Below are 24,240 nucleotides of genomic sequence, written 5' to 3'. Positions count from 1 at the left end.
GCGTCTGGAGGTGTGGTCAGAGGTACTGGTCGGTGTTGCCGCGCGAGGAGCGTCAGGTGGGGACGCGTTGTTCCTGGACCGTCGGCTGGTCCTGGGCGAACTGGGTGCGGTACAACTCCTGGTAGCGGCCACCAGCCGCGAGCAGGTCACTGTGTCGCCCGCGTTCCACGATCCGCCCCGCTTCCACGACGAGGATCTGGTCGGCCGCCCGGATGGTGGAGAGCCGGTGCGCGATGACCACGCTCGTCCGGCCGGTCAGGGCTTCGGCGAGGGCGTCCTGCACGGCCGCCTCCGAGGTGGAGTCGAGGTGCGCGGTGGCTTCGTCGAGGATGACCACGCGCGGGCGGGCCAGCAGCAGCCGGGCGATGGTGAGCCGTTGCCGTTCCCCGCCGGACAGGCGGTATCCGCGCTCGCCGACGACCGTGTCGAGCCCATCGGGGAGGCTGCGGATCAGCTCGTCGAGTCGGGCCCGCCGGAGCACCTCCCACATCTCGTCCTCGGTCGCGTCCGGCTGGGCGAACGCCAGGTTGGCGCGGATGCTCTCGTGGAAGAGGTGCCCGTCCTGGGTCACCACGCCCAACGCTGTCCGGATCGACTCCGCCGACAGCTCGCGTACGTCGACGTCGGCGAGCTTCACCGCGCCGTCCTCGACGTCGTACAGGCGAGGCACGAGCTGGGCGATCGTCGACTTACCCGCCCCGGAGGAGCCGACGAGCGCCACCATCTGCCCCGCTTCGGCGCGGAAGGACACCCCGTGCAGCACCTCCTCGCCGCCGCGCGTATCGAGCTTCGCCACGTCCTCGAGGGACGCGAGCGACACCTTGTCCGCCGAGGGGTAGCCGAACCGGACCCCGTCGAACTCGACAGCGACCGGCCCATCCGGAAGAGGTCGGGCGTCGGACCTGTCGAGGATCAGCGGCTTGAGGTCGAGGACCTCGAACACCCGCTCGAAGCTCACCAGCGCGCTCATCACCTCGACCCGAGCACTGGCCAGCGACGTCAACGGTGCGTACAGGCGCGACAGGAGCAGCGCGAGGGCGACCACCGTCCCGGCGTCGAGGCTGCCCCGTAGGGCGTAGAGACCACCCAGCCCGTAGACCAAGGCCAGCGCCAGCGAGCCGACGACCGTGAGCGCGGTGATGAAGACCCACTGCAGCATCGCGGCGCGGATGCCGATGTCCCGGACCCGACGTGCCCGTGCCGCGAACTCGGCGGACTCCTCGGTCGGCCGCCCGTACAGCTTGACCAGGGTGGCACCCGGTGCGGAGAACCGTTCCGTCATCCGGGTGCTCATGGCCGCGTTGTGCTCGGCCGCCTCACGCTGCAACTGGGCGAGCCGCGAACCCATCCGGCGGGCCGGTAGAACGAAGATGGGCAGCAGAACGAGCGCCAGCAGCGTGATCTGCCAGGAGAATGTGAGCATCACGGCCAACGTCAGCATCAGCGTGACCGCATTGCCGACCACACTCGACAAGGTGTCGCTGAAGGCCCGCTGCGCGCCGATCACGTCGTTGTTCAGGCGGCTGACCAGCGCACCCGTGCGGGTCCGTGTGAAGAACGCCACCGGCATGCGCTGGACGTGGTCGAAGACAGCCGTCCGTAGTTGAACGATCAGCCCCTCGCCGATGCTGGCGGAGAGGAATCGCGTCACCAGACCCAGCCCGGCCTCGGCGAGGGCGATCACGGCGATCAGTACGGCCAACCGGATCACCACGCCACTGTCGGCGCCGTCGACGATCGCGTCGACCACCCGACCGGCGAGGACGGGCGCCGCCACCGTGAGAACCGCAGTCACCACACTCAGCAGGAGGAACCTGATGATCATTGTTCGGTGTGGCCGGGCGAACCGCGCGATGCGTTTCAAGGTCGCTCGGGACAGTGGACGCTCGTCCTGCGCGTTCATCGCGTGGTGCAGGGACATCCACGCGGTAACTTCCATGCTCATGCATTACCTCCGATGTCGGAGGTTAGGACCTCACCCGAGCTTGAGGTCAAGTCACCGCGCCGGGTGCTCCAGTTCGGCGCGGATCTGGCCGAACACCGCGTGGGGGTCGTCCGCCCGCGCGAACCCGATGAAGGTCACCATGCCGAGGGTGTGCTGGTCACCCCAGACGCAGATGTCGACGGGAAGACCCGTCTTGGCCTGGCCGATGCCGCACCCGGCCATCCCGCCCAGAGGGCCCGGCGGGACCGCCCCCACGTCGGTGACGTTCGGCAGCCCGGCGAAGATCCTGTCCACCGACGCGGTCGGGTCGGTCATCGTTCCGGAGACCGCGCTGACCAGGACGACCCGCTGATCATCGCCGGGAATGTGCAGTCCGTCCTTCCGGGAGTAGACCTCGGTGGCCCGGACGTAGGCGGTGCCCACCGCGCTGGTGGGCCCGGTGCTGAGTAGCTTCTTGAAGGTGCCCATGTTCTGCTCGGCCTGCCCGCGCAGCACCCGGTCCACGGATTCGGGCCAGGTGCCCAGGAGCGTGGGTGGCTTGTCGAGACGCATCACCGTTGCAGGCGGCGACGACTGCGCGACGGCTGCCGACGCGGGAGTGTCGGCCTGCCGAGTGCACCCGGTCGCGAACAGCAGGATCGTCGCAGTCAGCGCGCCGACGATCGCCGAGCCAGCCGGCCCTGTACGCATGGTGAGTCCCGTCCTCGTCTCGTGTTGCGCGCGCACGATATCCCACGCCCACCGGGGAACCGGCTCCCCGGTCAGTCACGCGCCGGCCGGCTACGTTCGTCGGTGGTAGTGGTTGCGGCGGGGGAGTTGGTCGGGGTCGAGCCAGGCGGGTGGGACGAACTCCGGGTGCCCGTCGCCTGCCAGCTGCACGGCCCAGTCGCTGTGGTGGAGGTGGCGGTGGTGGTGGCCGCAGAGCAGGACGGCGTTGTCGAGGCTGGTGGTGCCGCCGTCGGCCCAGTGTCGGATGTGGTGGGCGTCGCACCAGCGGGGTGGTCGGTCGCAGCCGGGGAACGCGCAGCCACGGTCGCGCAGCACCAGGGCGCGGCGCAGTGGGCCGGTGACGAGGCGGCGTTGCCGGCCGACGTCGAGTGGTTGGCCGGTGCCGTTGAGGACGGTGGGCAGGAGGGCCGCGTCGCAGGCGATCCGGCGCACCGTTTCCGGTGTGAGTCGCAGGCCGGTGTCGAGGGTGCCGGCGTCGAGTTGCCGGCTCAGGCTGTCGTAGGTGGTGCTGACGACGACTTGGGCGGCGTCGCCACCGTGGTCGGGTAGCTCGCCGGTGCGCAGGCTGAGTCGGCAGAGGTCGGCGAGGGCGTCGTGGCGGCGTTGCCCGGGGGAGCGGTGGTCGTCCGGGCCGGAGGGTGCGGTCAGGGGGTCGATGGCGGCGCGCAGCAGGCCGGCTGTTTCGGCGTCGAGGGTGCCGGTGAGTCGGAGTCGACCGTCGGTCTGCTCGGACAGCGTGAGGTGTCGGTCGCGGGCGGCGCGGGCGGCTTCGGCGTCCAGGGCGGCACGGGCGGCGGCGTCGGCGATGTCGGGAGCGACGTGGTCGAGGATGCGGGCGCCGAGCTTGCGCAGCAGAGTGGGGTCGAACTGCCCGGCCCAATCGACGAGCACGCCCACGGCCCTGCCGGCGGCGTCACTGCCGGCGGCGGTCTGCACGGTGCTGGCGGTGTCGGCGATGACCCGGGCCTGCTCCAGGGTGACGTCCCCGTCAGCGAGTGCCTGTCGAACGCCGGGGTTGCCGGTGTCCAGTGCGGCGGAAAGCTCGACCAGCCGGCGAGCGGCGGGGATGGTGACGTGAAGTCGCTCGCGGAGCCAGACCACGGTGGACGAGGCGCCCTGCGCGTGGGCGGTGCCTCGGCCGTCGATCTCACGGACCAGGGCGAGCTTCACGGCAGCGAGGCGTTGCTCCAGGCGGTGCGCGGCATCGAGTGCCGCGACCAGCTCATGCTCCGGAAGCGCCCAGGTAGCGACGTCGACGCAGGCGGCGACCGCGCCGTCTGCCTGCGCCAACTCCCCAACCATGACCCGACAATAGAACAGGTGTACGACAGAAATGCCCCGCCGCGACAGCGTGCGATTCGTCATGGGTTCACCACTGCGCGTCCAGCTCGGCGAGGCGCCGGCGGAGCTGGCAGGCGTCGCGCCTGGCAGCGCATGGGTGATGACGTGCAGGATGCGGCGGAGTTCGACCGGGTCAGGACAACACGCGAGGACGCCGCAGCCGTATGCGGGGTCGAAGAGCCGGTGGGCGGGGTCGCGGAGAAAATGGCTCCAGGCGGTCAGGGCCTCGTGTGCGGCTCCTGGCCACAGTCGGGTGCGTTCGAGCTGAGCGATGGTGGCTCTGCCACGTGCTGTCAGGCCCGGCACGGTAGGGACGGCGTGATCGAGTCGGCGGTGCGCCGCGGCCCGCACTGTCGCTGGTGACCTACGCGCCATGACCCTTTCTGGTGATCGTCATGGCTGGCATGGTGATACACCGATGGTGGAACACGCGGACGGCGGGGCCGCCGGCGAACGGCCGGCGACCCCGCTGTCAACGCACGTGAGGAACTTAGCCCGGCCGACTATCCGATCCGGAACTGTTCGCCGTAGACGGCGAACACCAGCGGCGTGTTCAGGTTGAAGTTGCCGTTGTTGAGGAACACCCGCTGGGCGGTGTCGACGCGGGAGGTGTCCGAGTGGGCCTCCTCCTTCTTCATCTCGATGACCCGCTCGTCGAGGAAGGCGTTGAGCCAGGTCCGCTCGTCGCCGCCCTGGGCCGGCGGCTTGGCCCGATTCAGGGCGCGGCTGCGGATCTGGCGCATGCCCTCGTACCCGTGCATGACCGCCGCGTCGTAGTAGGCGAACTGGCCGAGCGCCCGGACCTGGTCGTTCTTGCCGTCGCGGACCGACGGGTTGAAGTAGACCCGGTCGCGTTCGGCCTCCTGGGCGGCCTGGAACACCGAGTCGGTGGCTGCGGTCCGCCAGTCGCGGGGGAAGTTGGGGTCGAGGCCGGCGTGCGACGGGGTGCCGTTGACGTTGCGCAGCGCCGGCAGGTAGCCGGCGAGCACGTTGCCCGGCTTGGTGCGGGTGTACGCCTCGACCAGTTCGAGCATGTCGCCGGTGCCGGAGCAGAAGCCGATGATGCCGGCGGTGTAGCCGCGCCCGTCGCCGATGTCCTCGATGTAGGAGAACTGCGCGCGCCAGTCGAGCGAGGAGTTCTCCGCGGCCGAGACGAGCTGCATGGCGACGTCCTTCTTCGCCGGGTCGTCGAGGTTGGTGCCGGCCGGGGTGGTGGGGGTGGGCGTGGGGGTGCCGCCGCCCGGCAGGGTCCACCGCTGGTTCGTGGTGCCACCGCAGGTCCAGATCTGCAGCCGGGCGCCGTTCGCGGTGCTCCGGTCGGTGACGTCGAGGCACTTGCCGGAGCCGGAGTTGACGAGCGCGCCGTTGCTGGCGGTCCACTTCTGCGCGCTGGTGTTGTTGCAGTCGTACAGCTGCGCCTTGGCGCCGTTGGCGGTCGACGCGGCGGTGACGTCGAGGCACTTGCCGAGTGCCCGGATCGAGTTGTCGCTGTTGCCGACGGTCCACGTCTGGGCCGCGCTGCCGTTGCAGTCGTAGAGCTGGACGGGCGTACCGTTGGCCGAGTTGGCGCCGGCGACGTCGATGCACTTACCGCCGAGGCCGGTGATCGGGCCGGCGGTCGCGGCGCTCGCCGACGGCAGGCCGTAGCCGACGGCGGCGACGCCGATCAGCAGGGTGCCCACGACGTAGGCGGCGGTTCTCTTGTGGACCATGGTGTTCCTCGGGGAAGGGGCGGCGTGCCGCCGGCCGGTCGGTGCCCCGGCGTGGCGGTTTGGCCCCGGCGGGCACCGCGAGCATCAGGAAACTGTATTAACAGATACCAGTACGTCGATTCCCCGTCAATCGACGACCGCGAGGCGTGACGGCGCCTGTTCACCCCGTCGTTGGCGGGACGTACCTACCGGTGGCTATCGTCGGGCCGTCACTGATCTACGGGCCGGTCCATCGGAACCAGTACCCGTCCGACGGACAGAAGATGGTCATGGAGTCGAGTCTGCGCGCTCGGGTGCGAGCCGGTGATCCCGGCGCGTTCGCCGAGCTGTTCGACACGTACGCGCGCTCGGTGTACAACCACGCGTTCCGGCTCACCGCCGACTGGGCCACGGCGGAGGACGTCATGGCCGCCACCTACCTGCAAGCCTGGCGTTCCCGGGAGCGGGTCACCGAGGAGGGTGGGTCGCTGCGTCCCTGGTTGCTCGGCATCGCCACCAACGAGGCCCGCAACCACACTCGCAGCAACCGCCGCTACCGCCGGGTGGCCGCAGCGCTGCTCGCCTCCGACCTCATCCTGCCCGACCACGCCGACGAGGTCGCCGGTCGGCTCGACGACAGCCGACGTATCGCCGCCGCCATCGACGCGCTGGCCCGGTTGCGCCGGCCCGAACGCGAGGTGCTCACCCTGTGCCTGTGGGAGGGCCTCGACTACGAGTCCGCGGCGCAGGCGCTGGGTGTTCCGGTCGGCACGGTCCGGTCCCGGCTGTCGCGTGCCCGCGCCCGGCTCCGTACCCTCGTCGACGCCCCGCCGCGCGCCGCGCGGCCGCCGGTCGTGGACGCCTCGCTCGTACGGGAGGGCGGTCAGTGAGCGCGCCGGATCCGGCCGAGTGGGCGCAGATCGCCCCCCACCCCGGTGATCACGAGCTGCCGACGGGCCGGCACGAGCTGCACCGCACCCGCCTGCTGGCGGCGATCGCCCAGCAGCCGCGTACCCGAAGAAGGGCTTTCGTGCCGCTGCGGCCCGCGCTCGCGGCGGCCGTGGTGGTCCTGGTCGCGGCGGTCGTGGTCGCGGTGGGGATCGGCGGAGGGCTCGCGGTCCGACCCGGCGACGCGCCGCCGGCCGCGCTCCCGTCACCCGAGGCGAGCCGCTCGGCCGCTCGGCCGGCACCGCTGGGCACGGCCGCCAAGAATCGTGGGTACGGCACGGTGCGTCAACTCACCGACACGGCTGACCTGGTGGTCCGCGGCGAGGTGGCGTCGGTGACGGACGGACGGGCGACCTACCGGGTGGCGGAGGTGCTCTACCGCGCCCCGGACGCTCCGGTGCCCACCGAGATCAGGGTGGCGGCGGAGCTAGCCGGGACGGCCGGCCGGCCGACCGTCCTCTACCTGAGCCTCGCTGACCCGGGTGCGCGCGTCTACCGCCCGCTCGGCGGCGAATTCGGGATCTTCGACCTCACCGGGGAGACAGCCACCAGCCGCTCGCCGGCGATGTCGGTGACCGGCCTGCGTGCCGAGGACGCCACCGGGGCGGGCCGCGCGTTCGTCACCACGCTGCCCGAGCTTCGTCAGCTCGCCCGCGAGCGGCGTTGAGCCGGAGCGGCGCCAGCGGCGCTGAACTCCGGAGAAGGTGAGCCCGAAAAAAAAATGGAACTCGGTGCCCGGGACGCACAGATAGAAGGCGTAAGCAGTGCCGCGTTCCGGGCGAGACGACCCGGGACGGCACCGAGACGCGAGGAGCGTTCCATGGCAGTCGACCGTCGCCGTACCCGGACTCTGTGTGCCACGGCCGCCGCCGCGCTCGCCGCGGCGGCGTTGTCCGCCTGCGGCAGCGGCGGCGCCGACCCGGCCGCCGCGCCCACGCCGAGCAGCGCGGCCGCTGGCAGCGCGGCCCCGAGCAGCACGGCCCCGAGCAGCGCCGCCACGCCGACCGACGTCGCGCCCCCGCCGATCAAGGGCAAGCTGCGCGGGTACGGCACCGTGCGGCAGCTCAGCGAAACCGCGGACCTGGTCGTACGCGGTGAGGTCGAGGCCGCCGGATTCCGGGTCGACGAGGTGCTGCGCGCGACGGCCGGATCGACAGTGCGGGCCGGTGCCCGGATCACGTTGACCTCGCTGCCCGCCGGTGTGCCGGAAACGGCGCACATGTCGAAGCTCAAGGCGGGCCAGGTCGTGGTGCTCTATCTCGCCCAGGACCCGGCGGTGCCGACGTTCCGCACGCTCAGCGGCGACTTCGGTGTGTTCGACCTGAGCGGAGCCGGCGCGGAGGCGGTCGCCACGACCCGCTCGCAGACCATGGCCGTCAGCGGCCTGAACGCCGAGGACCCGGCCGCGTCCGGTCACGGTTTCCGCACCACCCTCGGCCAGCTGCGCGCCGTCGCCGCCCAGATCAGGTAGGACGAGTGGAACGCGGACGGCACCCGCCGAGTGCCGTCCGCGTGGTCACTGCTCCCGGTAGGTGGCCAGGTCGAAGTCGGCGTGCACGCCGTCGCCGCCCAGGTCCTGCACCCACAGGCCGAGGAAGGCCCCGGTGAAGCCCCACGCCGCCGGCTCACCGTCGATGATCAGCGCGGCGTGCTCGTCGGACAGGATGGTCGCGTCCAGCTCGACAGGTAGCGGCTGCCAGCCGGCCCCGAGGTCGTAGTCGAAGCGCACCGCCGGCCCGTCGAACACGGCACGCAGGCCGACCCGGGTGACGCCGCCGACATCGACGGTCAGATCGGGGTACGCGGTGCGCCGCCCGTTGTCGGCGCTGAGCAGCTCCAGCACCGTCCGCCCGTCGTCGGCCCGGGTCAGGTAGAGGTGGTGCCAGTTGAGGGTGTTGTAGTAGGCGGTGATCCCGGCGAGCTGACGGTGGTCGGCCGGTTCGAACTCCACAACGGTCTCCAGCGAGCACTCCATCGCGCCGACGCGCCGGCCGACCAGGCTGGGTGCCTGTCGACCGACCGGCGACTGTCCGCCGTGGACCCGCAGGTACGACGGGCGGCTGCGCAGGTCGACCCAGTCCGGGGTGGCCGGCCGGCGCAGCGTCGACCAGCACCTGCCCAGCTCGGGGGCGTCGAAGTGGTCCGTCTCGGGCTCCGCCGGCCACGGGTGCGCGGGCAGGTCGGGTGCGACGACCTCGTCCGCGGGCACCCCTCCGGCGACCCGCGGCCAGCCGCCCGACGGCCACTCGACCCGCTGGATCGCGGTCTCCCGACCCAGCACGCAGTTGCCCAGCGGCGAGTACGGGCGGCCAACCAGGTGGGCCAGGTACCACTCGTCGTTCTGTGTGCGGACCAGGCTGCCGTGACCGGCCTTCTGCAACCGCAGGTCGGGCCGCCCGAACGAGGTGAGCAGCGGCCCGTCCGGGTGCACCTCGTACGGCCCGAACAGCTCCCGGGAGCGCGCCACGGTGACCTGGTGCTCCCAGCTGGTGCCGCCCTCGGCGGTGATCAGCCAGTACCAACCGTCGTGGCGGTACAGGTGCGGACCCTCGGTGACCCCGGCCGGGGAGCCGGTGAACAGGATGCGGGGGCTGCCGACCAGACGGCGCGCGGCCCGGTCGTACTGCTGGATCTCGATGCCGCCGAAGCGGTCGCGGCCGGGTCGCCAGTCCGCGCTCATGCCCAGCAGCCACGTGGTGCCGTCGTCGTCGTGGAACAGCGCCGCGTCGAACCCACGTCCGTGCAGCTTCACCGGGTCGGACCAGGGGCCGGTGATGTCCTCGGCGGTGACCAGGAAGTTCTGGGGATCCCAGTAACCGCTGGCGAAGCTGGCCACGTCGCTGTAGACGAGGTGGAACTGACCGTCGTGGTAGGTCAGGTCGGGTGCCCATACCCCGTTGGAGTCGCCGCATCCGCGCAGATCGAGCAGGCGCCGGTCGGTGATGATCCCACCCAGGCTGCGCCAGTTCACGAGATCGCGCGAGTGGTGGACGAGCACGCCTGGATACCACTCGAAGGTCGAGGTGGCCAGGTAGTAGTCGTCGCCGACGCGCAGGATCGACGGGTCCGGGTGGAACCCGGCGAGGACGGGATTGCGGATCGACCGGGTAGCGGTCGCCACGTTAGCGATGTCGGTCGACACGAGGGCTCCTCTGGACGGGCTGTCTCGAACTTCCGGAAAATCGCGGTCCCGGATCACTGGAAGTCCTGCCTACGCTAGCCGGTCTTTTCGCAATAGGACAGAGGCCTTGACCCCTGGGACGACAGCTCGTAGCGTGCCGGCCATCGATCGGTATTACCGGCGAAACATTGAAAGTTTCGGAGATCCATAGATCCCCACCTCGCCGCCGAGTCGGCGTCCGAGCATCCCCCGAGTCCCCGAATGGATGGATCATGACTACGCAGCGGGCCGAACGGCGGCTCATCGGCGGCCTGACCGGCAGCGTCAAGGGATGACAGCGCACCACCGCGAGCAGACCTGAAGTTTCCAGCAGGACGCAGGGGGGACCGTGGGCACGGAGAACGGCCGAAACGTCACCATCGCCATGATCGCGCGGTTGGCCGGTGTCTCCGTGCCCACCGTCTCCCGGGTCATCAACGGCCGCTCCGACGTCGCCCCGGACACCCGGGAACGCGTCGAGGCGCTACTCAACCGGCACGGTTACCGCCGCCGATCACCGACCCGGCGCACCGACGCCGCCCTCATCGACCTCGTCTTCAACGACCTGGACAGCCCGTGGGCTGTGGAGATCATCCGTGGGGTGGAGGACGTCGGCCAGACCAGCGGCGTCGGGACCGTCGTGTCGGCCATCCACTGGCGCATCTCCTCGGCCAAGCAGTGGCTCGACAACATGCGTACGCGCTCCACCGAGGGAATCATCTTCGTGACCTCGATGGTGAACCCACCGTTGCAGGCCGAACTGCGCCGGCTTCACCTGCCGGTCGTCATCATCGACCCGGCCGGGGTCGACCCGCAGGAGTCACCCACCATCGGCGCCACCAACTGGGCGGGCAGCCTCAGCGCCAACCAGTACCTGATCAGCCTCGGCCACCGCCGCATCGGCTTCATCGCCGGCCCGCCGCATCTGATGTGCAGCCGGGCCCGGATGGACGGCTACCGCGCCGCCCTCGGCGCCGCCGGCATCCCCATCGACGACGCCCTGATCCGCCCCGGCAACTTCTATCACGAGGCCGGCTTCACCGCTGGTACGCAGCTGCTGGCCCTGCCCGACCCGCCCACCGCCATCTGCGCCTCCAGCGATCAGATGGCCCTCGGTGTCTACGAGGCGGTCCGCAAACGGGGCCTGCGGGTTCCCGACGACGTCAGCGTGGTCGGCTTCGACGACCTGCCGGAGGTGCGGTGGTGCTCGCCGCCGCTGACCACCGTCCGTCAGCCCCTGGCCGAGATGGGCATGCTGGCCGCACGTACCGTGCTGCGCCTCGCCGGCGGCGAGAGGACCGAGAGCCCTCGGGTCGAGCTCGCCACCGAGCTCATCGTCCGGGACAGCGCCGCACCACCACGGTCGTGACAGTGCTCAGCCGACGCGCAGTGCGTCGTCGACGCCCGTCTCCCGGCGGCCGAGGTGCGCCGGATCGCGACCGGAGAGCAGATCGAGTGCGGCCTTCAGGCAGGCGCCGTTCTCCCGGGACGAGCTGAACCACCACGTCTGGGCGTACCGCTTCGCGCTGTCGTCGCCCACGCCGTTGGCGTCGATGCCGAGGCGCCGGCACAGCGCCACGGCGCGCGGGAGATGGAAGGACTGGGTCACCACCGTGGCCCGCCGCACTCCGAAGATCCGCTCGGCCCGCGCACACGAGTCGTACGTGTCGAAGCCCGCGTAGTCCGGCACCACCTTGTGCGCTGGCACACCACGCTCCACCAGCCAGCTCCGCATCGCGGCGGGCTCATTGTAGTCGGCGTGCATGTTGTCGCCCGACACGAGGATCGCCCGAACCTTGCCGGCGTCGAACAGTCGCCGCGCGATCTCCAACCGAGCCGCGAGGACGGGGGAGGGGGTGCCGTCCACGTCCACCTTGGTGCCCAGGACCAGCGCGACCGGCGCGTCCGGCACCTCGCCCTCGCCGTAGAGGTGGCCCTCGGCGGTGTCGCGGATCCACGTCACGCTGGCCACCGTGCCTCCGGTCAGCGCCACCGCCCCCACCGCGAGCGCGAGGACCGTGCGGCGGACAAGCCGCCGACGCTCCCCGTACCACCGTCTGGCCGCACCGAATCGTCCCCGCATGCCGCAAGACTATTCGCCCCGCGATCACGCCTTCCGCCGGTGGAGAGCGAGTGCCACAATGGCTGTGGCGCTCAAGCGGTTACCGCTGGGCCCGGGGGAGGGCCTTCCGCAGGAAGCGGACGGTGGGCACGAACCCGGAGGCCGTCTCATGAGCCATCTGCCAGACGCTACCGCCATCTCCGGCACGGTCGATCTGCTCGTCGGCGTGTTGCAGTTGGCCGCCGCGGTCATCACTCTGCTGGCCGCGGTCAGTGTCCGTGGGCGTCGGTCACACCGCGGCGATCGCGGCGAAGACGACGCCTGACGCACCTTGAGATCTTCGAGCCGACAATGCCATTGTGGTACGTCGATGAAGAGCCGCGCGCGGGGCTGACGCCCGTCCACTGGGCAGCCGGGATCCATTTGTGATCCCCGGCGGACGGTGTCACAAGCGACGAGAGTCAGTCGTCCACGAGGTCGCCCGTCACCGCGTCGCACCCTGACCGGTGGGGCGGCTCATCTGCGCGAAGGAACCCCGCCCATGCGTACACCGAAGACCCGCGCGGCACTCCTGACGGGCGTGCTGCTCGCCGGGAGCACGCTCGCGAGCGTCAGCCCCACAACCGCCAGCGCGGCGGCCGACCCGGTCACCGTGACCGTCAACACCCGTGCGGGCCTGGCGACAGTGCCGGACACCGCGCTCGGCGTCAACCACGCCATCTGGGACTCGAACCTCGGCACCGCCGAGACGTCGGGCCTGCTCAGGGACGCCGGAGTGCAGATGATGCGCTACCCCGGCGGCTCGTACGCCGACATCTACCACTGGAAGGACCACACCGCGCCCGGCGGCTACGTCGCGCCGGGCACCGACTTCGACACCTTCATGACGGGAGTCCGGCGCGCCGGCACCCAACCGATGATCATCGCGAACTACGGCACCGGCACACCCGCCGAAGCCGCCGACTGGGTGCGGTACGCCAACGTGACGAAGGGCTACGACGCGCGCTACTGGACCGTCGGCAACGAGAACTACGGCAACGGCCACTACGGGTCCGCGTGGGAGGCGGACGACCACCCCGACAAGAGCGCGACACAGTACGCGAGGCTCGTCGTCGAGTACTCCGACGCGATGAAGGCGGTCGACCCGAGCATCAAGGTCGGGGCGGTGCTGACCATGCCGGGTAACTGGCCGGACGGGATCACCGCCGGCAGCGACCCGGGCCCGTGGAACCAGACGGTGCTCTCCATCGCCGGTCCGAAGATCGACTTCGTGGACGTGCACTGGTACCCGGGCGGCACCGCCGCCGAGTCGCTGGCCCGCGTCAACCACCTCCCCGACGCCACCTATCTGCTGCGGCAGCAACTCACCAGGTACGCGGGCGCGGACGCCGACCGCATCGGCATCAGCTTCACCGAACTGAACGTCGACGCCGGCCGGAACACCCAGCCGGCCGCGCTCTTCCTGGCCGACGTCTACAGCGGGCTGCTGGAGAACGGCGTCTTCACCGCGCACTGGTGGAACGTGCACAACGGCATGGGGGCCGTGACGCAGGTGGCCGGCCAGACCGACTACGGCGACTTCGGGATGCTCTCCAGCGGGGCCTGCACCGAGGACGGCTCGGTCTGCCAACCACCGCTGAACACACCGTTCGCGCCGTACCACGGGTTGAGCATGATGAAGCTCTTCGCGAAGGCCGGCGACCAGTTCGTTCGCGCCGGCACCGACGAGCCCCTGGTCACCGCACACGCCGTTCGCCGGGGCAACGGTGACCTCGCGGTGTTGCTGGTGAACAAGGACCCGGACAACGACCACCAGGTCGCCATCGACTACGCCGGGTTCACCCCGTCGGCCGTCGCGCCGACGGTGTCCACCCTCACCAACGGCGCCACCGGCATCGCTACCAGCCAGTCCGGCTCGGCGACCAGCCGGACGCTGCCGGCGTACTCGTTGACCACGCTCGTGCTGCGCCCGGCCGGCGCGACCGTCGGACGGCCGGCGGCACCTGGCCAGCCGACCGCGAGCGGCGTCACCGACCGCGCCGCGACGATCACCTGGCCGGCGGCGGCCCCGGGCGCAAGCCCGATCGCCAAGTACGAGGTGCACCGGCAGAACGGCGCGGTCAGCGAGCAGCTCGGCGAGACGGCGTCCACCTCGTTCACGGTCGGCAACCTCGTGCCGGGCAGCAGGTACACGGTCAACGTGCTGGCTCGCGACACCGCCGGACGGGTCTCCTGGGCCTCGCCGCCGCTCACCTTCGCCACTGGCAGCCCCACCGCCAGCAGGTGCACCGTCCGCTTCACCACGAGCAACGACTGGGGCAACGGCTACATCGGCGGCGTTGACATCATCAACAACGGGGCCGGCCCGATCAACGGTTGGACGCTCACCTGGACCTGGCCCACCGGCTGGCAGCAGGTGAGCAGCGGCTGGAGCGCCACCTGGGAGCAGGTCGGCACCGCCGTGCGGGTCACGCCCACCACCGACAACCGGCAGATCGCCGCCGGTGGCACGGTCAGCGCCGGGTTCGTCGGCGCGTACAGCGGGCCGAACGTGCTCCCCACGGCGTTCACGCTCAACGGCACCGTCTGTAGCACCGGCTGACACCACAGAGGTGGTCCGGCTGACCCGCTCGTCTGGTCGGCCGGACCACCGCCTGCCGCATCCAACCTGCGGCAGGCGGCGTCACGGCGTGCCGACACGGCCGAGTCGGCGGCGTAGCTCCGCGATCTCCACCGGATTGTCCTCGTTGAGCTGGCGCAACGCCCGCAGCCAGCTGTTCCGGGCCGTCTCGACGTCACCCGCGTCGTGCAGGACGTCGCCCAGACGGGTCAACGTCTCGGCCACGCCCCACCGGTCATCCGACTGCTCGTAGAGAACCAGCGCCCTCCGATAGCAGGCGCTGGCCTCGTCGGAGTCACCCCGCTGGTGGTGGACGTAGCCGAGGCTGTCCCAGGTCTTGGCCGCCCCGGTCAGGTTGCCGACCTCCTCGTGCAGAGCGAGGGCCCGCCGGCAGTGGTCGGCGGCCCGGTGATGGTCGCCAAGCCGGGCGTGGTCCCAGCCGATGGCGTTGAGCGCCTTCGCCCGCCCGACCAGGTGGCCGACCTCGCCGAAGAGAGCGAGAGCCCGCTCGTCGCACTCCAACGCCTCCCGGTGCTGACCCTGCCCCTCGTGCACCCAGCCCAGGTAGAGCGCGACGTACGCCTCGCCGGCAGGGTCGCCAAGACGCCCGAACAGGTCGCCGGCGCGCCGGAGGTGGCTCAGCGCGTTGGCCAGCTCGCCGAGCTGGTGCAGAGCCAGGCCGAGATCGCGGTGGCCGTGTGCCTCCCCGACGACGTCACCGGCCCGCTGCGCCGCGGTCACGGCGGTGCCCTGGGCCGATGCCAGATCGGTCCATCGGGACAGTCTGCTCAGGTAGGTGGCGACGGCCCAGGCCAGCCGCCAGGCGTGTCCGTCCATGCCGGATTCGGCCGCCTGGTCGATCGCGGCGAGGAGGACGAGCCGCTCGGCGTCGAGCCACTGCTGTGCCTGCTCGCTGTCGGTGAACGACGCGACGGTGGTGCCGGCGGCCAGCGGCGGCAGATCGATGCGGTCCCGATGCGGCTCGATCGTCAGGGCGGCAGCGTGAGCCCCGCGCAGCCAGTGGTCGTGCAGCCGGCGCATCGCGGATGCCCGGTCGCCGTCGTCCAGCAGCTCGCCGGCGTACGCGCGCAGCAGGTCGTGGCACGCGTAACGATCCGGACCGGTCAGGTCCACCAGGTGGGCCCCGAGCAACTCGTCGAGCGGTCCACGTACCTGCTGGACGGGGAGCCCGACGAGGCTGGCCACCGCCGGCAGGCTGACGTCCGGGCCGGCGTACAGCGCGAGCAGCCGGAAGAGCGTGGCCGCCGGCGCGCTGAGCGCCCGATAGGACGCGGCGATGACCGACCGTACGTCGGCAACGGCGTCGCGGTCGGTGAGGGCGTCCAGCCCATGTTGATCCGCGAGTTCGGTCGCCAGGTCCTGGAGCGACAGGGCCGGATTCGTGGCGGCCCGGGCCGCCACGATCGACAGGGCGAGGGGAAGGCCGGCGCAGGCCGCGACGATGCTGCCCGCCGCGTCAGCCTCCGTCGACAGCCGATCCCAGCCGAGCCGGCCGGCGAGGAGGTGAAGGGCCTCGTCCCGGCTCAGGAAGCCGAGCGGCAGCGGACGGAGCCCTTCGGTCGCCACCAGGCCCGACATCTGATTCCTGCTGGTCACCAGGACCGCGCAGCTGGCCGAGCCGGGCAGCAGCGGGCGGACCTGATCGGGGTCCCGGGCGTCGTCGAGCACGATCAGCATCCGTCGCTCGGCCACCAGGCTCCGATACAGGCCGATCTGGGAGTCGAGATCTGCGGGCACAGCGTTCGGGGCGACGTCGAGGGCGTCCAGAATGGCGCGTACCGCGCCAGCCGGGGTCATCGGCGGCTCGGTGGGGTGAAAGCCGCTGAGGTTGAGGAAGAGCTGTCCATCCGGGTACCGGTCGAGGTGGGTGGCCGCCCAGTGCAGCGCGAGCCAGGTCTTGCCGATCCCGCCGGTGCCGCTCACGGCCACGGCGGCACCTGTGGTGTCCCCGTACGTCCGCAGGGCCGCGTCGAGCTGCGCCAGCTCGTCGGATCGCCCGGTGAACGACCCGGACGGCATCGGCAGTTGACGGGGGACGGGTGACCCGTTCTCAGCCGGGCCCGCCGCGAGGTCCGGCGTCAGGATCTCCCGGTGCAGCTGCTGGAGGTGCGGGCTCGGCTCGACGCCGATCTCCTCGACCAGCAGGTCCCGAAAACGCCTGTAGTGCTCCATCGCCTCGGCCGAGCGGCCGGCGCCGGAGAGCGCCAGCATCATCTGGCCGGCCAGGCGCTCGTTCAACGGCTGCCCCGACACGAGGCGCGACAGGTCCGCCAGAACTTCGTCGTGGTGGCCGACGCGCAGCGCCGCATCGACGCGTTCGAGTTCGGCTGTCAGCTTCTCCTGCTCGAGATCCGTCCGCACGGTGTCAAGCCAGAACGCGTCCAGCCCGGAGAACGGGTCGCCGCGCCAGAGCCCGAGGGCCTTGTCGAACAGGGCGAGGCGGTCGTCCTCGGACCGCTCGGCGCGGGCCTCGTCGCGCAGTTGGCGGAAACGGTGCAGGTCCACCGCCATCTCGTCGGTGGCCATGAGGTAGCCACCGGACCGGCGAGTGATCGACACGTCGGGTACGTCAGCCAGACTGCGGCGCAGGCGGTACAGGTAGCCGTAGAGGGTGTCGCGGGCGCGTTGCGGTGGTCTCTCACCCCAGACCCGGTCGATGAGCTGGTCCACCGAGACCGTCCGGTTGACGTCGACGAGCAGTGCGGCCAGGACGCACTGCTGTCGGGCATGCCCGAGGGCGACCGGGCGGTCGTCGACTGTTGCCACGACGTCCCCGAGCAAGCCGAACCGCACCGCCACCCGCATCTCCTCACCGAGGCGCCGTCTATGCCTTACCCCGCTTCGGCCAGCGGATACCAGATCCGTCCCAGACCGCCCCCAGACCCGGCGCCGATAGTCGTTCGGGACAGCCCAGGACGGGCTGGCAACGAGATTGAGGAGAACCGACATGGGATGGCTGAAACGACCGCTCGTCGTCACCGCGACGACCGCGGCGGTCCTGGTGGGCACGGGCGGCATCGCCCAGGCCGGCACCGATCGGGTGGCCACGATGTCCGGCGCGAAGGTGACGTTCACCAGTTACGGCGACTCATTCTCGGTCTGCGACACCGAGACCGACGGGTTGAACGTCTACAACGAGTACAAGTACATCCGCAAGGACGGGAGTCTCCAGCACGACCTCGAGTACAACGGCCTCGGAAGCGGGACCTGCGCCTCGTACGACCACGACTTCGGCGAGGGCCGCAGCGTCACCTTCCGTGCCTGCCTCGACATGCCGGGAATCATCCCGGACCCCTGCAGCAACTGGGCGGTGGGTGTCGCATGAACAGGGTCGGGAAACTCGGCGTGGTAGCCGCCGCCGCGACGGCGACGATCCTCGCGACCGGAACCAGCGCGTACGCCGGGACCGACGCGTCGTCCTCGGTGACCGGCTCGTCGTCGCGGTTCATCAGCTACGGAGACAAGTTCGAGAACTGCGACACGTCCTCGGACGGGCTCATCTCGTACGTCGCGTTCGAGTACGTCCGCATCGACGGCTCCCTGCAGACCGGGTCGCACTACAACCCGGGCAGCAGCGGCGACTGCTCGCAGTGGGACCACGACTTCGGCGAGGGGCGCACCGTCCGCTTCCGCTCCTGCGTGGACCAGCCCGCCTGGGCCACCGACACCTGTGACCGGTGGCGGAGCGGGGTCGCCTAGCGCCGGGTGACCTGGGCACCGACCACAGCGACAGGTCACTGCCCCGCGCGAAGGACGCTCACCGACCCGTCGCCGACCGAACCACTCGGTCGGCGACGGGTCGGTGGGGTACGTGCATCGACAGTGGCGGCACACTCAACCGGCCTGGCGGACGGTGACCGTCGCCGATCCGGTCTCGTCCGCCCAGGGGTCGAGCACGAGAGCGTACGTGCCGCCCTTGGTCAGTGGACCCATCTCGAACCGTCCGGTGCCGCCGATGACGCAGCCACTGCCGATCACGTCGCCGTCCGGGCCGGTGACGGTCAGGATCGCGCACCGGTCGGGAAGACTGGCGGCGCTCACCTCGACGGTGAGGCGCTTACCGCTGTCGGCCGGGAACCGCAGCCGGCTCACCGCACCGGGCCGGGTGACCGACAGTGTGTTCGCCCGCCCGTCCGCGACGGTGTCCCGCTGCTCGTCGCTGGCGTCGCGTAGCCGTACGTCCGCCGAGCCGGTGTCGGTGGAGACTCCGTCGACCTCCAGCACGTACCGGCCGCTGGCCGGCAGGACGATCCCGTCGACGTGCCCCTGGCCGCCGATCACGCAGCCGCTGGCCACCTGTTCGCCGGCGGGGTCGTGCAGGCGCAGGAGGTTGCACCGGTCCGGCAGGGTGGCGTCGGTGACCTGGAGGAAGACCTTCTGACCGGCGCGCCCGTCGAAGGCCAGGCGGCTGACCGCCCCCGGTTGGGCGAGTGTCGCGCGGACCGCTGGCCCGTCCACGGTGAGCGTCTTCTCCTCGTCGGTCACCGCGACGACGCGCACGGTCGCCCGGCCGAGGTCGGCAGCCCACGGGTCGAGCACCACCTGATGGTCGCCGGTGGCGGTCAACGTGGTCGTGTCGATGAAGCCGAGACCGGAGATGACACAGCCGGTCGCCAGCTGACGGCCCTGCGGGTCGAGCAACAGCAACACGCCGCAGCGATCCGGCACGGTGGCGGCGGGCACCTCCACGAAGATCTTCTGACCCGTCCGGCCCGGCACCTTCATCGCGGCCGTGGCACCGGCCCGGGTCACCTCCAGGTTGACATCACCGGCGGCGGGAGCGTCGCGCTGCGCGCGGGCGGCGTCCTCGGCGAACGCCACCTGTCCGGTGAGGCCGACGTCGAGCACACAGTCGGCGAGGATCTGCGGATCGGTGACGCCGGCCCGCCGGCAGACGAGTTCGGCGGTGGCCCGGTTGGGCAGGTCGTCAACGGTGAGCAGTCGGTCCGGGAAGCGCCGGTCGGTGAACGTGCCGGTGTTCTGCCCCGACTCGTAGTCGAACAGCGACCGTTGCGCCTCGACGCGCCAACTGTCGGCGAAGCCGGGGTACAGGGCCTCGAACGTGGGCGGCTGTGGCACCCTCTTCCCGTTGCGGACGGTCAGGTCGTCGGCGGGGTCACCGTCGTGGTCGCCGAGCAGGCCCTCCAACGTGCCGGCCCGCCCGGTGGGCGCGCTGACGCTGACGCTCAACCCCCAGACCCCGATCGGCTGCGCGGCCATTCGCGCGCCGTCCGGCCACTCGACGGTCACCGTGCCGTCTCCCCAGGTGGTGACGGTGCCGCCGCGCGGCAGTTTCACCCCGTCGGGCGCGGGCACCGGCGCGGCGCCGTTCACCCGGACCGCCGGGCCGTCGGGTGTGACGTACACGCCGACGCGGTCGCCGGCCACCCGGACCGCGACGGCCGAGTTGACGGCCACCACCGAGCTGGCCGGGAACATCGTCTGTCGTACCTGGACCTCGAAGTCGTCGCTCGTCGAGCGGGTCAGCACGAACTCCCCGGCGGCCTGGAAGTCGTAGCGCAGACCGTCGTAGGTCAGCAGGTGCGGGTCACCGTTGCTGTTCGCGCACCGGTAACCCTTGCCGATCACCGAGATGGAACACCCACCACCACCGGGCGGGCGGGGCTTGGGCTGGTCGCAGTCCTTGCCGTTCGACGGCAGTTTCATTCCACCGTACGACGGGCGCAGCGGCACCCCCACGGCCTTGCGGTACGCGTTCTCCGCCAACACCGCGTGCACCTCGGCGGGGTCCACGGTGCTCGCCTGCTGGCCGCCCTGCGTGCAGAACTGGCCGCGGTCGGTGTCGTTCACCTCGTCGAGGGCATGGTTCATCTCGTGGATGAGGGTGGCGCACTGGTCCTCGGTGAAGCCGGCGCCCTCGTCGTCCAGCTTCCGCCCGTCGTTCTCCGGCACCCAGTTGATCTGCACGTCGCTACCTGGGACGTACGTCGTGGTGCTGCTCTCCGAGCCGAAGACGGGTCTCCGGACTTTGATCTTCTTGCCCGAGCGTTCCAACTCGTCGAGCACTGCGCCGTTGCCGGAGCCGCGAATCTGCCCGACGCATCCCGCGTACTCGGCTTGCAGGTCGCTCTCGACGGTGACCACGGCGGACGCCGCCGACGGGGCGAGCAGCACCAGCACGCCCGCCAACACGAGACCGAGCCGCGTTCGGCGCCGCATCGCGATCATCCGCCCCTCACCTCGAACGTGACAGTGCCCTGCTCGGCCGTCGCGGCGCAGGCATCCGCCGGAACGCCGCGCAGCGGCGCCCGCAGGTAGCCCAGCACCAGCCGGTACGCCCCCGGTTGGTCGACCGGCCACCAGCTGACGGTGGCCCCACCCCGACCGTCCGGTGCGGAGGTGGTCAGCGCGGAGCCGACCGGGCTCTGCGGATCGCTGCCCAGCGTCAACTCCACCGACCCGCGCGGCGGCACCCGTACCAGGTTCTCAACCAGGTACGAGGTGAAGTCCCGGTAGTAGGCGGCGCCGCCGACGGCGGGCGCCACCGCCGTGCCGTCGCGGGTCAACGACATGACCGTCACGGCCCCGTCCGGCACCCGACTGAATTGGCACTCGGCGTCGCGGTTGTTGACCAACTTCAGTCGCAGGCTGATCTGCTCACCCACCCGGTACGACGGCTGCGCGGCGCTGACCGTCAGGCCGACCGTCGCCGTGCCACTGGTCGGTGCCGATGACGGACGCGACCGTCTGCACCCGACGATGGTGGCCATCAGCAGCAGGGCGAGACCGCCGGCGAGCGCCGCTCGACCCGTCGTCCCTGCGCGGGGTACGCCCATGGGCAGCGAGCCTCTCCTCCGGGTGCCGACCGTCGTCGTCGCCGATCCCGGCCAGCCTGCGCCGCAGGTTGCGGGAGCGCTGTCGTGATCCGGCCCGGTGGATGTCCGCTAGCCGACCCGAGGGTCGGCTGACCGATCATCGTGGACGTTATGCTGCGGGGCCGGACAGGCGGGGGAGAGGTGGTCGATCATGACGCAGTCGCAGCCAGAGGTCGCCCTGCAACCGGACAAGCCGAACGCGGCGAGGATGTTCGACTACTACCTCGGCGGCAAGGACAACTTCGCCGCCGACCGGGCTGCCGCCGAGATGGTGTTGCAGGTGGCGCCGTGGATGCCCGAGGCCGCCCGGCAGGGCCGTGACCTGATCGCCCGGACGGTCCGGCACCTGGTGGAGGAGAGGGGCATCCGGCAGATTCTCGACCTCGGGTCCGGGTTACCGACCCGGGACAACGTCCACGAGATCGCGCACCGCATCGACCCCGGCGTGCGGGTCGTCTACGTCGACAACGACCCGGTGGTCTGCGCGCACGGCCGCGCCCTGCTCGCCGACTCGAAGTCGGTGTCGGTGGTGCAGGCCGACCTGCGCGACCCCGAGCAGGTGCTGGGCCACCCGGACATCAGCGCCGCGATCGACGTCGACAGCCCGGTGGCGGTGCTGATGATGTTCGTGCTGCACCTGGTGCCCGACGAGCAGGATCCGCAGCGGATCGTCGCCAGCTACCGCGACGCGCTCGCCCCCGGCAGTTACCTGGCGCTGTCGCACGCCAGCACCGACGTGCACCCCGACCTGATGGCCCGGATCTCCGCGATCTACGCGCGGGCGAACAGCCCCTTCGTGCCGCGCAGCCACGCCGACATCTCCCGGTTCTTCGGCGACTTCGTCCTGGAGTCGCCGGGGCTGGTCAACATGTGGCCGTACGCCGAGCCGCCGGCCACCGACGACCCGCAGGTCGCCCGCACCGGCTACAGCGGCGTCGCCCGAAAGCCGTAGCGCAGCCTCTAGAAATGGAACCCTACTGGTTCCAGCGCACACCCCAATACGCGGTCACCTCGCGTATGTCACCGCCATAGCGGGTTGCGCCCTCACGCTGCCAGGCACAGTTGCTCAGCCGAATCACCGCTGCGCGCTGCCCCGGGTAGCCGAACACGATTGCATGCTCGGTCGTCTGTCCGAGCAGACAGACCGTGTCCTCCGGTGACGAGTTCGGCAACCCGTTGAGATAGGCCGTCAGCTCGTCGACCCTGCTGGTGATGCGTCGGCTGGCGCCAAGACTCAGGGGCGGGGTCGCCTCATGCTGGTAGCTACACAACAGCACCTCCGTCGCCCCGACTGGGACCAGGACGTCCTTGCCGTGCTGCACCGGCACCGAGTCGATCCACGTCTCGGGGCAACGGGCCGGACCCGGGTCCGTGTTCCTGTCCGATGCGGCCGAGGGAGCCGACGAAGCCTGCGCGGGTGCCTTCTCCCTGCCTGCCATCAACGTGCCGACGGTCAGCGCGAGACCGACGACCACCGAGGCGGCCATCAGGGGACCGATATACCGACGCCACCCGCTGCGGGAAGTAACGCTTGATGGCTTCTGATCGGTCATTGTCGCTCCTACTGCTGGCCTGAGGGGATGATAGTCCTCGCTGTACCGCGTCTCGGTAGGCGGATGGGGTGGGCGGCGCGCCGCCCACCCCAAGCTCTCCGTCAGGAGGTCGATGAACTCGTATTCGGGTACGCGCCGTAGACGCGGATCACATCCGCCCAGTCCTGGAAGTACATGCTGGTGCCACCGCCTCCGACGAGGATGCCCTTCGCGCGAACGCCGGAGCCGTCAAGGGTGAACACGGGACCACCACTGTCACCACCGCGTGCAGCCGGAGCGCCGTCGACCTGCGTAGTCCTGATCACACCTTCGATGACGTAGCCGCAGTCGCCGTCGGAGTCGGGGGTATTGCAGCTTACTTCGAGGCCCTGCGACTGAACCTGCTTGAGGCCGCAGACCGTTCCACTCGTCCGGCCCGACTGGCAGACGAGTTGATTCGCCGCCCAGTATCCATAGCCAGTGACATTCTTCGTGGTAGAGGTGGTCGACGTACCGTCGAAGATCTTGTACCAACCCGGAGAGTTGATCATCAGAAGATCGGAACGCCAGTCATCGTCGTAGACCGGACCCATCTCATCGAACGCCGAGCTGCCGTTCGTGCCCTGGAAGGCGACGTCTGGCGGAGTCCCGCAGTGTCCAGCGCTCAGCACGTAGCTCCGACCGTTGGCGTGTACCCCGAAGCCAGTCGTACAGGTGTTGCGCTTGTCGAGCCCTCGCCACGCCTCCCAGCGTCCACCACCGTTCCATGGGGGAGAGTCGTCGAGGCGAGAGACCATCAGATCCAATGGCTGCGTGGCGTCGATCACCGTTACCGGCACCGACACCTTCGCCTCCTTGAGGACCTGGGCGACCGGTGCCTTCGCGCTCCGGGCGAAGCTGCTGTCCTTCGCCGAGCCCGGATCCACAATCGCGGGGCCGCGCGTCACCTCCAGCCCACTGCCGTCCGGCTTGTAGCCGACCGACTGAATCTCGCTACCTCGATGCGACCTGCTGGCCTGGTGGATCTTCTGGCCAGCAGTTTGCAGCTCAGCCTCCGAGTATGCGGCCTGCTTCACCTCGACAGGACCCCAGTTGCGGGCGCGAGCGAGGGTGCTGCTCATTCCCGGAGTCAGCCCACCCTTCCAGTAGACCGACAGGCCCTTACCTTCGAAGGCAACGCCCGCGAAACCGGAGGTAGGTGTCTTCAGTTGCTCGTCCCAGATCGCGCGGAGAGCAGGCTCCAACTCATTCTGCCGACGCATCTCCGCGAGCAGTGCGGAGTCCAGATTGTCTCGGGGTAGGTGGTTGGTCATCACGGCAGCCAGTCGCCAACGAGTGGTTGGCATCGACGAGAT

Annotated in this window: 20 protein-coding genes; 9 read left to right on the top strand and 11 right to left on the bottom strand. The window is 70.6% G+C overall.

What is annotated here, in order from left to right; genetic code table 11:
• Positions 1-52: 52 nt before the first annotated feature.
• From ACQP0U_RS18870 to ACQP0U_RS18855, 4 genes are all read right to left on the bottom strand, one after another.
• Entirely contained in the window at positions 53-1,945 is a 1,893-nt protein-coding gene (locus tag ACQP0U_RS18870; RefSeq protein WP_433308816.1) for an ABC transporter ATP-binding protein, read from the bottom strand.
• Positions 1,946-1,996: 51 nt separating this feature from the next.
• Positions 1,997-2,635, bottom strand: a complete 639-nt coding sequence (locus tag ACQP0U_RS18865; protein WP_433308814.1) for a hypothetical protein — start codon at positions 2,633-2,635, stop codon at positions 1,997-1,999.
• A 90-nt stretch (positions 2,636-2,725) separates the two neighbouring features.
• A complete protein-coding gene (locus tag ACQP0U_RS18860; protein WP_433308812.1) occupies positions 2,726-3,976 on the bottom strand; it encodes a DUF222 domain-containing protein in 1,251 nt (416 codons plus the stop codon).
• 542 nt (positions 3,977-4,518) lie between these two features.
• Entirely contained in the window at positions 4,519-5,727 is a 1,209-nt protein-coding gene (locus ACQP0U_RS18855) for a chitosanase (RefSeq protein ID WP_433308810.1), read from the bottom strand.
• 269 nt (positions 5,728-5,996) lie between these two features.
• Between ACQP0U_RS18855 and ACQP0U_RS18850 the strand changes: the two genes are divergently transcribed.
• From ACQP0U_RS18850 to ACQP0U_RS18840, 3 genes are all read left to right on the top strand, one after another.
• Complete coding sequence (locus ACQP0U_RS18850) at positions 5,997-6,596, top strand: RNA polymerase sigma factor (protein WP_433308808.1); 600 nt, start codon at positions 5,997-5,999, stop codon at positions 6,594-6,596.
• On the top strand, positions 6,593-7,321 hold the full coding sequence (locus tag ACQP0U_RS18845) for a hypothetical protein (RefSeq protein WP_433308806.1): 729 nt from the start codon (positions 6,593-6,595) through the stop codon (positions 7,319-7,321). The genes ACQP0U_RS18850 and ACQP0U_RS18845 overlap by 4 nt, the downstream gene beginning before the upstream one ends.
• Positions 7,322-7,474: 153 nt before the next feature.
• A complete protein-coding gene (locus ACQP0U_RS18840) occupies positions 7,475-8,125 on the top strand; it encodes a hypothetical protein (protein ID WP_433308804.1) in 651 nt (216 codons plus the stop codon).
• Between the two features lie 45 nt (positions 8,126-8,170).
• Here the strand turns inward: ACQP0U_RS18840 and ACQP0U_RS18835 are convergent, their stop codons facing one another.
• Positions 8,171-9,796, bottom strand: a complete 1,626-nt coding sequence (locus tag ACQP0U_RS18835) for a glycoside hydrolase family 43 protein (protein ID WP_433308803.1) — start codon at positions 9,794-9,796, stop codon at positions 8,171-8,173.
• 403 nt (positions 9,797-10,199) lie between these two features.
• Between ACQP0U_RS18835 and ACQP0U_RS18830 the strand changes: the two genes are divergently transcribed.
• Entirely contained in the window at positions 10,200-11,183 is a 984-nt protein-coding gene (locus ACQP0U_RS18830) for a LacI family DNA-binding transcriptional regulator (RefSeq protein ID WP_425699472.1), read from the top strand.
• 6 nt (positions 11,184-11,189) lie between these two features.
• Here ACQP0U_RS18830 and ACQP0U_RS18825 read toward each other — a convergent pair whose 3' ends face one another.
• Complete coding sequence (locus ACQP0U_RS18825) at positions 11,190-11,897, bottom strand: SanA/YdcF family protein (RefSeq protein ID WP_433308801.1); 708 nt, start codon at positions 11,895-11,897, stop codon at positions 11,190-11,192.
• 148 nt (positions 11,898-12,045) lie between these two features.
• Between ACQP0U_RS18825 and ACQP0U_RS18820 the strand changes: the two genes are divergently transcribed.
• Positions 12,046-12,201 carry a hypothetical protein gene (locus tag ACQP0U_RS18820; RefSeq protein WP_433308799.1) on the top strand — a complete coding sequence of 52 codons (156 nt, stop codon included), beginning with the start codon at positions 12,046-12,048 and terminating at the stop codon, positions 12,199-12,201.
• 216 nt (positions 12,202-12,417) lie between these two features.
• A complete protein-coding gene (locus ACQP0U_RS18815) occupies positions 12,418-14,478 on the top strand; it encodes a cellulose binding domain-containing protein (RefSeq protein WP_433308797.1) in 2,061 nt (686 codons plus the stop codon).
• Positions 14,479-14,559: 81 nt separating this feature from the next.
• Here the strand turns inward: ACQP0U_RS18815 and ACQP0U_RS18810 are convergent, their stop codons facing one another.
• Complete coding sequence (locus ACQP0U_RS18810) at positions 14,560-17,316, bottom strand: BTAD domain-containing putative transcriptional regulator (protein WP_433308795.1); 2,757 nt, start codon at positions 17,314-17,316, stop codon at positions 14,560-14,562.
• 148 nt (positions 17,317-17,464) lie between these two features.
• Here ACQP0U_RS18810 and ACQP0U_RS18805 point away from each other — a divergent pair, with 148 nt between their 5' ends.
• Together ACQP0U_RS18805 and ACQP0U_RS18800 are read left to right on the top strand one after the other, a co-directional pair.
• Positions 17,465-17,842 carry a hypothetical protein gene (locus ACQP0U_RS18805; protein ID WP_433308793.1) on the top strand — a complete coding sequence of 126 codons (378 nt, stop codon included), beginning with the start codon at positions 17,465-17,467 and terminating at the stop codon, positions 17,840-17,842.
• The gene (locus ACQP0U_RS18800; RefSeq protein WP_433308791.1) at positions 17,839-18,216 is read left to right on the top strand and encodes a hypothetical protein; all 378 of its coding nucleotides are present in this window, start codon (positions 17,839-17,841) and stop codon (positions 18,214-18,216) included. Before ACQP0U_RS18805 ends, ACQP0U_RS18800 begins: the two co-directional genes overlap by 4 nt.
• A 135-nt stretch (positions 18,217-18,351) precedes the next feature.
• Here ACQP0U_RS18800 and ACQP0U_RS18795 read toward each other — a convergent pair whose 3' ends face one another.
• On the bottom strand, positions 18,352-20,706 hold the full coding sequence (locus ACQP0U_RS18795) for a VWD domain-containing protein (protein ID WP_433308789.1): 2,355 nt from the start codon (positions 20,704-20,706) through the stop codon (positions 18,352-18,354).
• Positions 20,703-21,314: a hypothetical protein gene (locus ACQP0U_RS18790; protein ID WP_433308787.1), complete on the bottom strand. Its 612-nt coding sequence runs from the start codon at positions 21,312-21,314 to the stop codon at positions 20,703-20,705. The genes ACQP0U_RS18795 and ACQP0U_RS18790 overlap by 4 nt, the downstream gene beginning before the upstream one ends.
• Before the next feature lie 190 nt (positions 21,315-21,504).
• Between ACQP0U_RS18790 and ACQP0U_RS18785 the strand changes: the two genes are divergently transcribed.
• Positions 21,505-22,305, top strand: coding sequence for an SAM-dependent methyltransferase (locus tag ACQP0U_RS18785; protein WP_433308785.1), 801 nt, complete (start codon positions 21,505-21,507; stop codon positions 22,303-22,305).
• A 22-nt stretch (positions 22,306-22,327) separates the two neighbouring features.
• Here the strand turns inward: ACQP0U_RS18785 and ACQP0U_RS18780 are convergent, their stop codons facing one another.
• Entirely contained in the window at positions 22,328-22,906 is a 579-nt protein-coding gene (locus ACQP0U_RS18780; RefSeq protein WP_433308783.1) for a hypothetical protein, read from the bottom strand.
• Positions 22,907-23,007: 101 nt separating this feature from the next.
• Positions 23,008-24,198, bottom strand: coding sequence for a hypothetical protein (locus ACQP0U_RS18775; RefSeq protein ID WP_433308781.1), 1,191 nt, complete (start codon positions 24,196-24,198; stop codon positions 23,008-23,010).
• Between the last annotated feature and the right edge of the window lie 42 nt (positions 24,199-24,240).

This window comes from Micromonospora sp. CA-269861 (genome assembly GCF_050948505.1).
Taxonomy (GTDB): domain Bacteria; phylum Actinomycetota; class Actinomycetes; order Mycobacteriales; family Micromonosporaceae; genus Micromonospora.
The sequence above is the reverse complement of the archived record's forward strand: the minus strand, read 5'-3'. Positions and strand labels throughout refer to the sequence as shown.

What these genes read in the sequence shown, in the direction of transcription:
- ACQP0U_RS18870 (WP_433308816.1), bottom strand. Translation starts at nt 1,945, where the DNA reads ATGAGCATGGAAGTTACCGCGTGGATGTCCCTGCACCACGCGATGAAC.
- ACQP0U_RS18865 (WP_433308814.1), bottom strand. Translation starts at nt 2,635, where the DNA reads ATGCGTACAGGGCCGGCTGGCTCGGCGATCGTCGGCGCGCTGACTGCG.
- ACQP0U_RS18860 (WP_433308812.1), bottom strand. Translation starts at nt 3,976, where the DNA reads ATGGTTGGGGAGTTGGCGCAGGCAGACGGCGCGGTCGCCGCCTGCGTC.
- ACQP0U_RS18855 (WP_433308810.1), bottom strand. Translation starts at nt 5,727, where the DNA reads ATGGTCCACAAGAGAACCGCCGCCTACGTCGTGGGCACCCTGCTGATC.
- ACQP0U_RS18850 (WP_433308808.1), top strand. Translation starts at nt 5,997, where the DNA reads ATGGAGTCGAGTCTGCGCGCTCGGGTGCGAGCCGGTGATCCCGGCGCG.
- ACQP0U_RS18840 (WP_433308804.1), top strand. Translation starts at nt 7,475, where the DNA reads ATGGCAGTCGACCGTCGCCGTACCCGGACTCTGTGTGCCACGGCCGCC.
- ACQP0U_RS18830 (WP_425699472.1), top strand. Translation starts at nt 10,200, where the DNA reads ATGATCGCGCGGTTGGCCGGTGTCTCCGTGCCCACCGTCTCCCGGGTC.
- ACQP0U_RS18825 (WP_433308801.1), bottom strand. Translation starts at nt 11,897, where the DNA reads ATGCGGGGACGATTCGGTGCGGCCAGACGGTGGTACGGGGAGCGTCGG.
- ACQP0U_RS18820 (WP_433308799.1), top strand. Translation starts at nt 12,046, where the DNA reads ATGAGCCATCTGCCAGACGCTACCGCCATCTCCGGCACGGTCGATCTG.
- ACQP0U_RS18815 (WP_433308797.1), top strand. Translation starts at nt 12,418, where the DNA reads ATGCGTACACCGAAGACCCGCGCGGCACTCCTGACGGGCGTGCTGCTC.
- ACQP0U_RS18805 (WP_433308793.1), top strand. Translation starts at nt 17,465, where the DNA reads ATGGGATGGCTGAAACGACCGCTCGTCGTCACCGCGACGACCGCGGCG.
- ACQP0U_RS18800 (WP_433308791.1), top strand. Translation starts at nt 17,839, where the DNA reads ATGAACAGGGTCGGGAAACTCGGCGTGGTAGCCGCCGCCGCGACGGCG.
- ACQP0U_RS18795 (WP_433308789.1), bottom strand. Translation starts at nt 20,706, where the DNA reads ATGATCGCGATGCGGCGCCGAACGCGGCTCGGTCTCGTGTTGGCGGGC.
- ACQP0U_RS18790 (WP_433308787.1), bottom strand. Translation starts at nt 21,314, where the DNA reads ATGGGCGTACCCCGCGCAGGGACGACGGGTCGAGCGGCGCTCGCCGGC.
- ACQP0U_RS18785 (WP_433308785.1), top strand. Translation starts at nt 21,505, where the DNA reads ATGACGCAGTCGCAGCCAGAGGTCGCCCTGCAACCGGACAAGCCGAAC.
- ACQP0U_RS18780 (WP_433308783.1), bottom strand. Translation starts at nt 22,906, where the DNA reads ATGACCGATCAGAAGCCATCAAGCGTTACTTCCCGCAGCGGGTGGCGT.
- ACQP0U_RS18775 (WP_433308781.1), bottom strand. Translation starts at nt 24,198, where the DNA reads ATGACCAACCACCTACCCCGAGACAATCTGGACTCCGCACTGCTCGCG.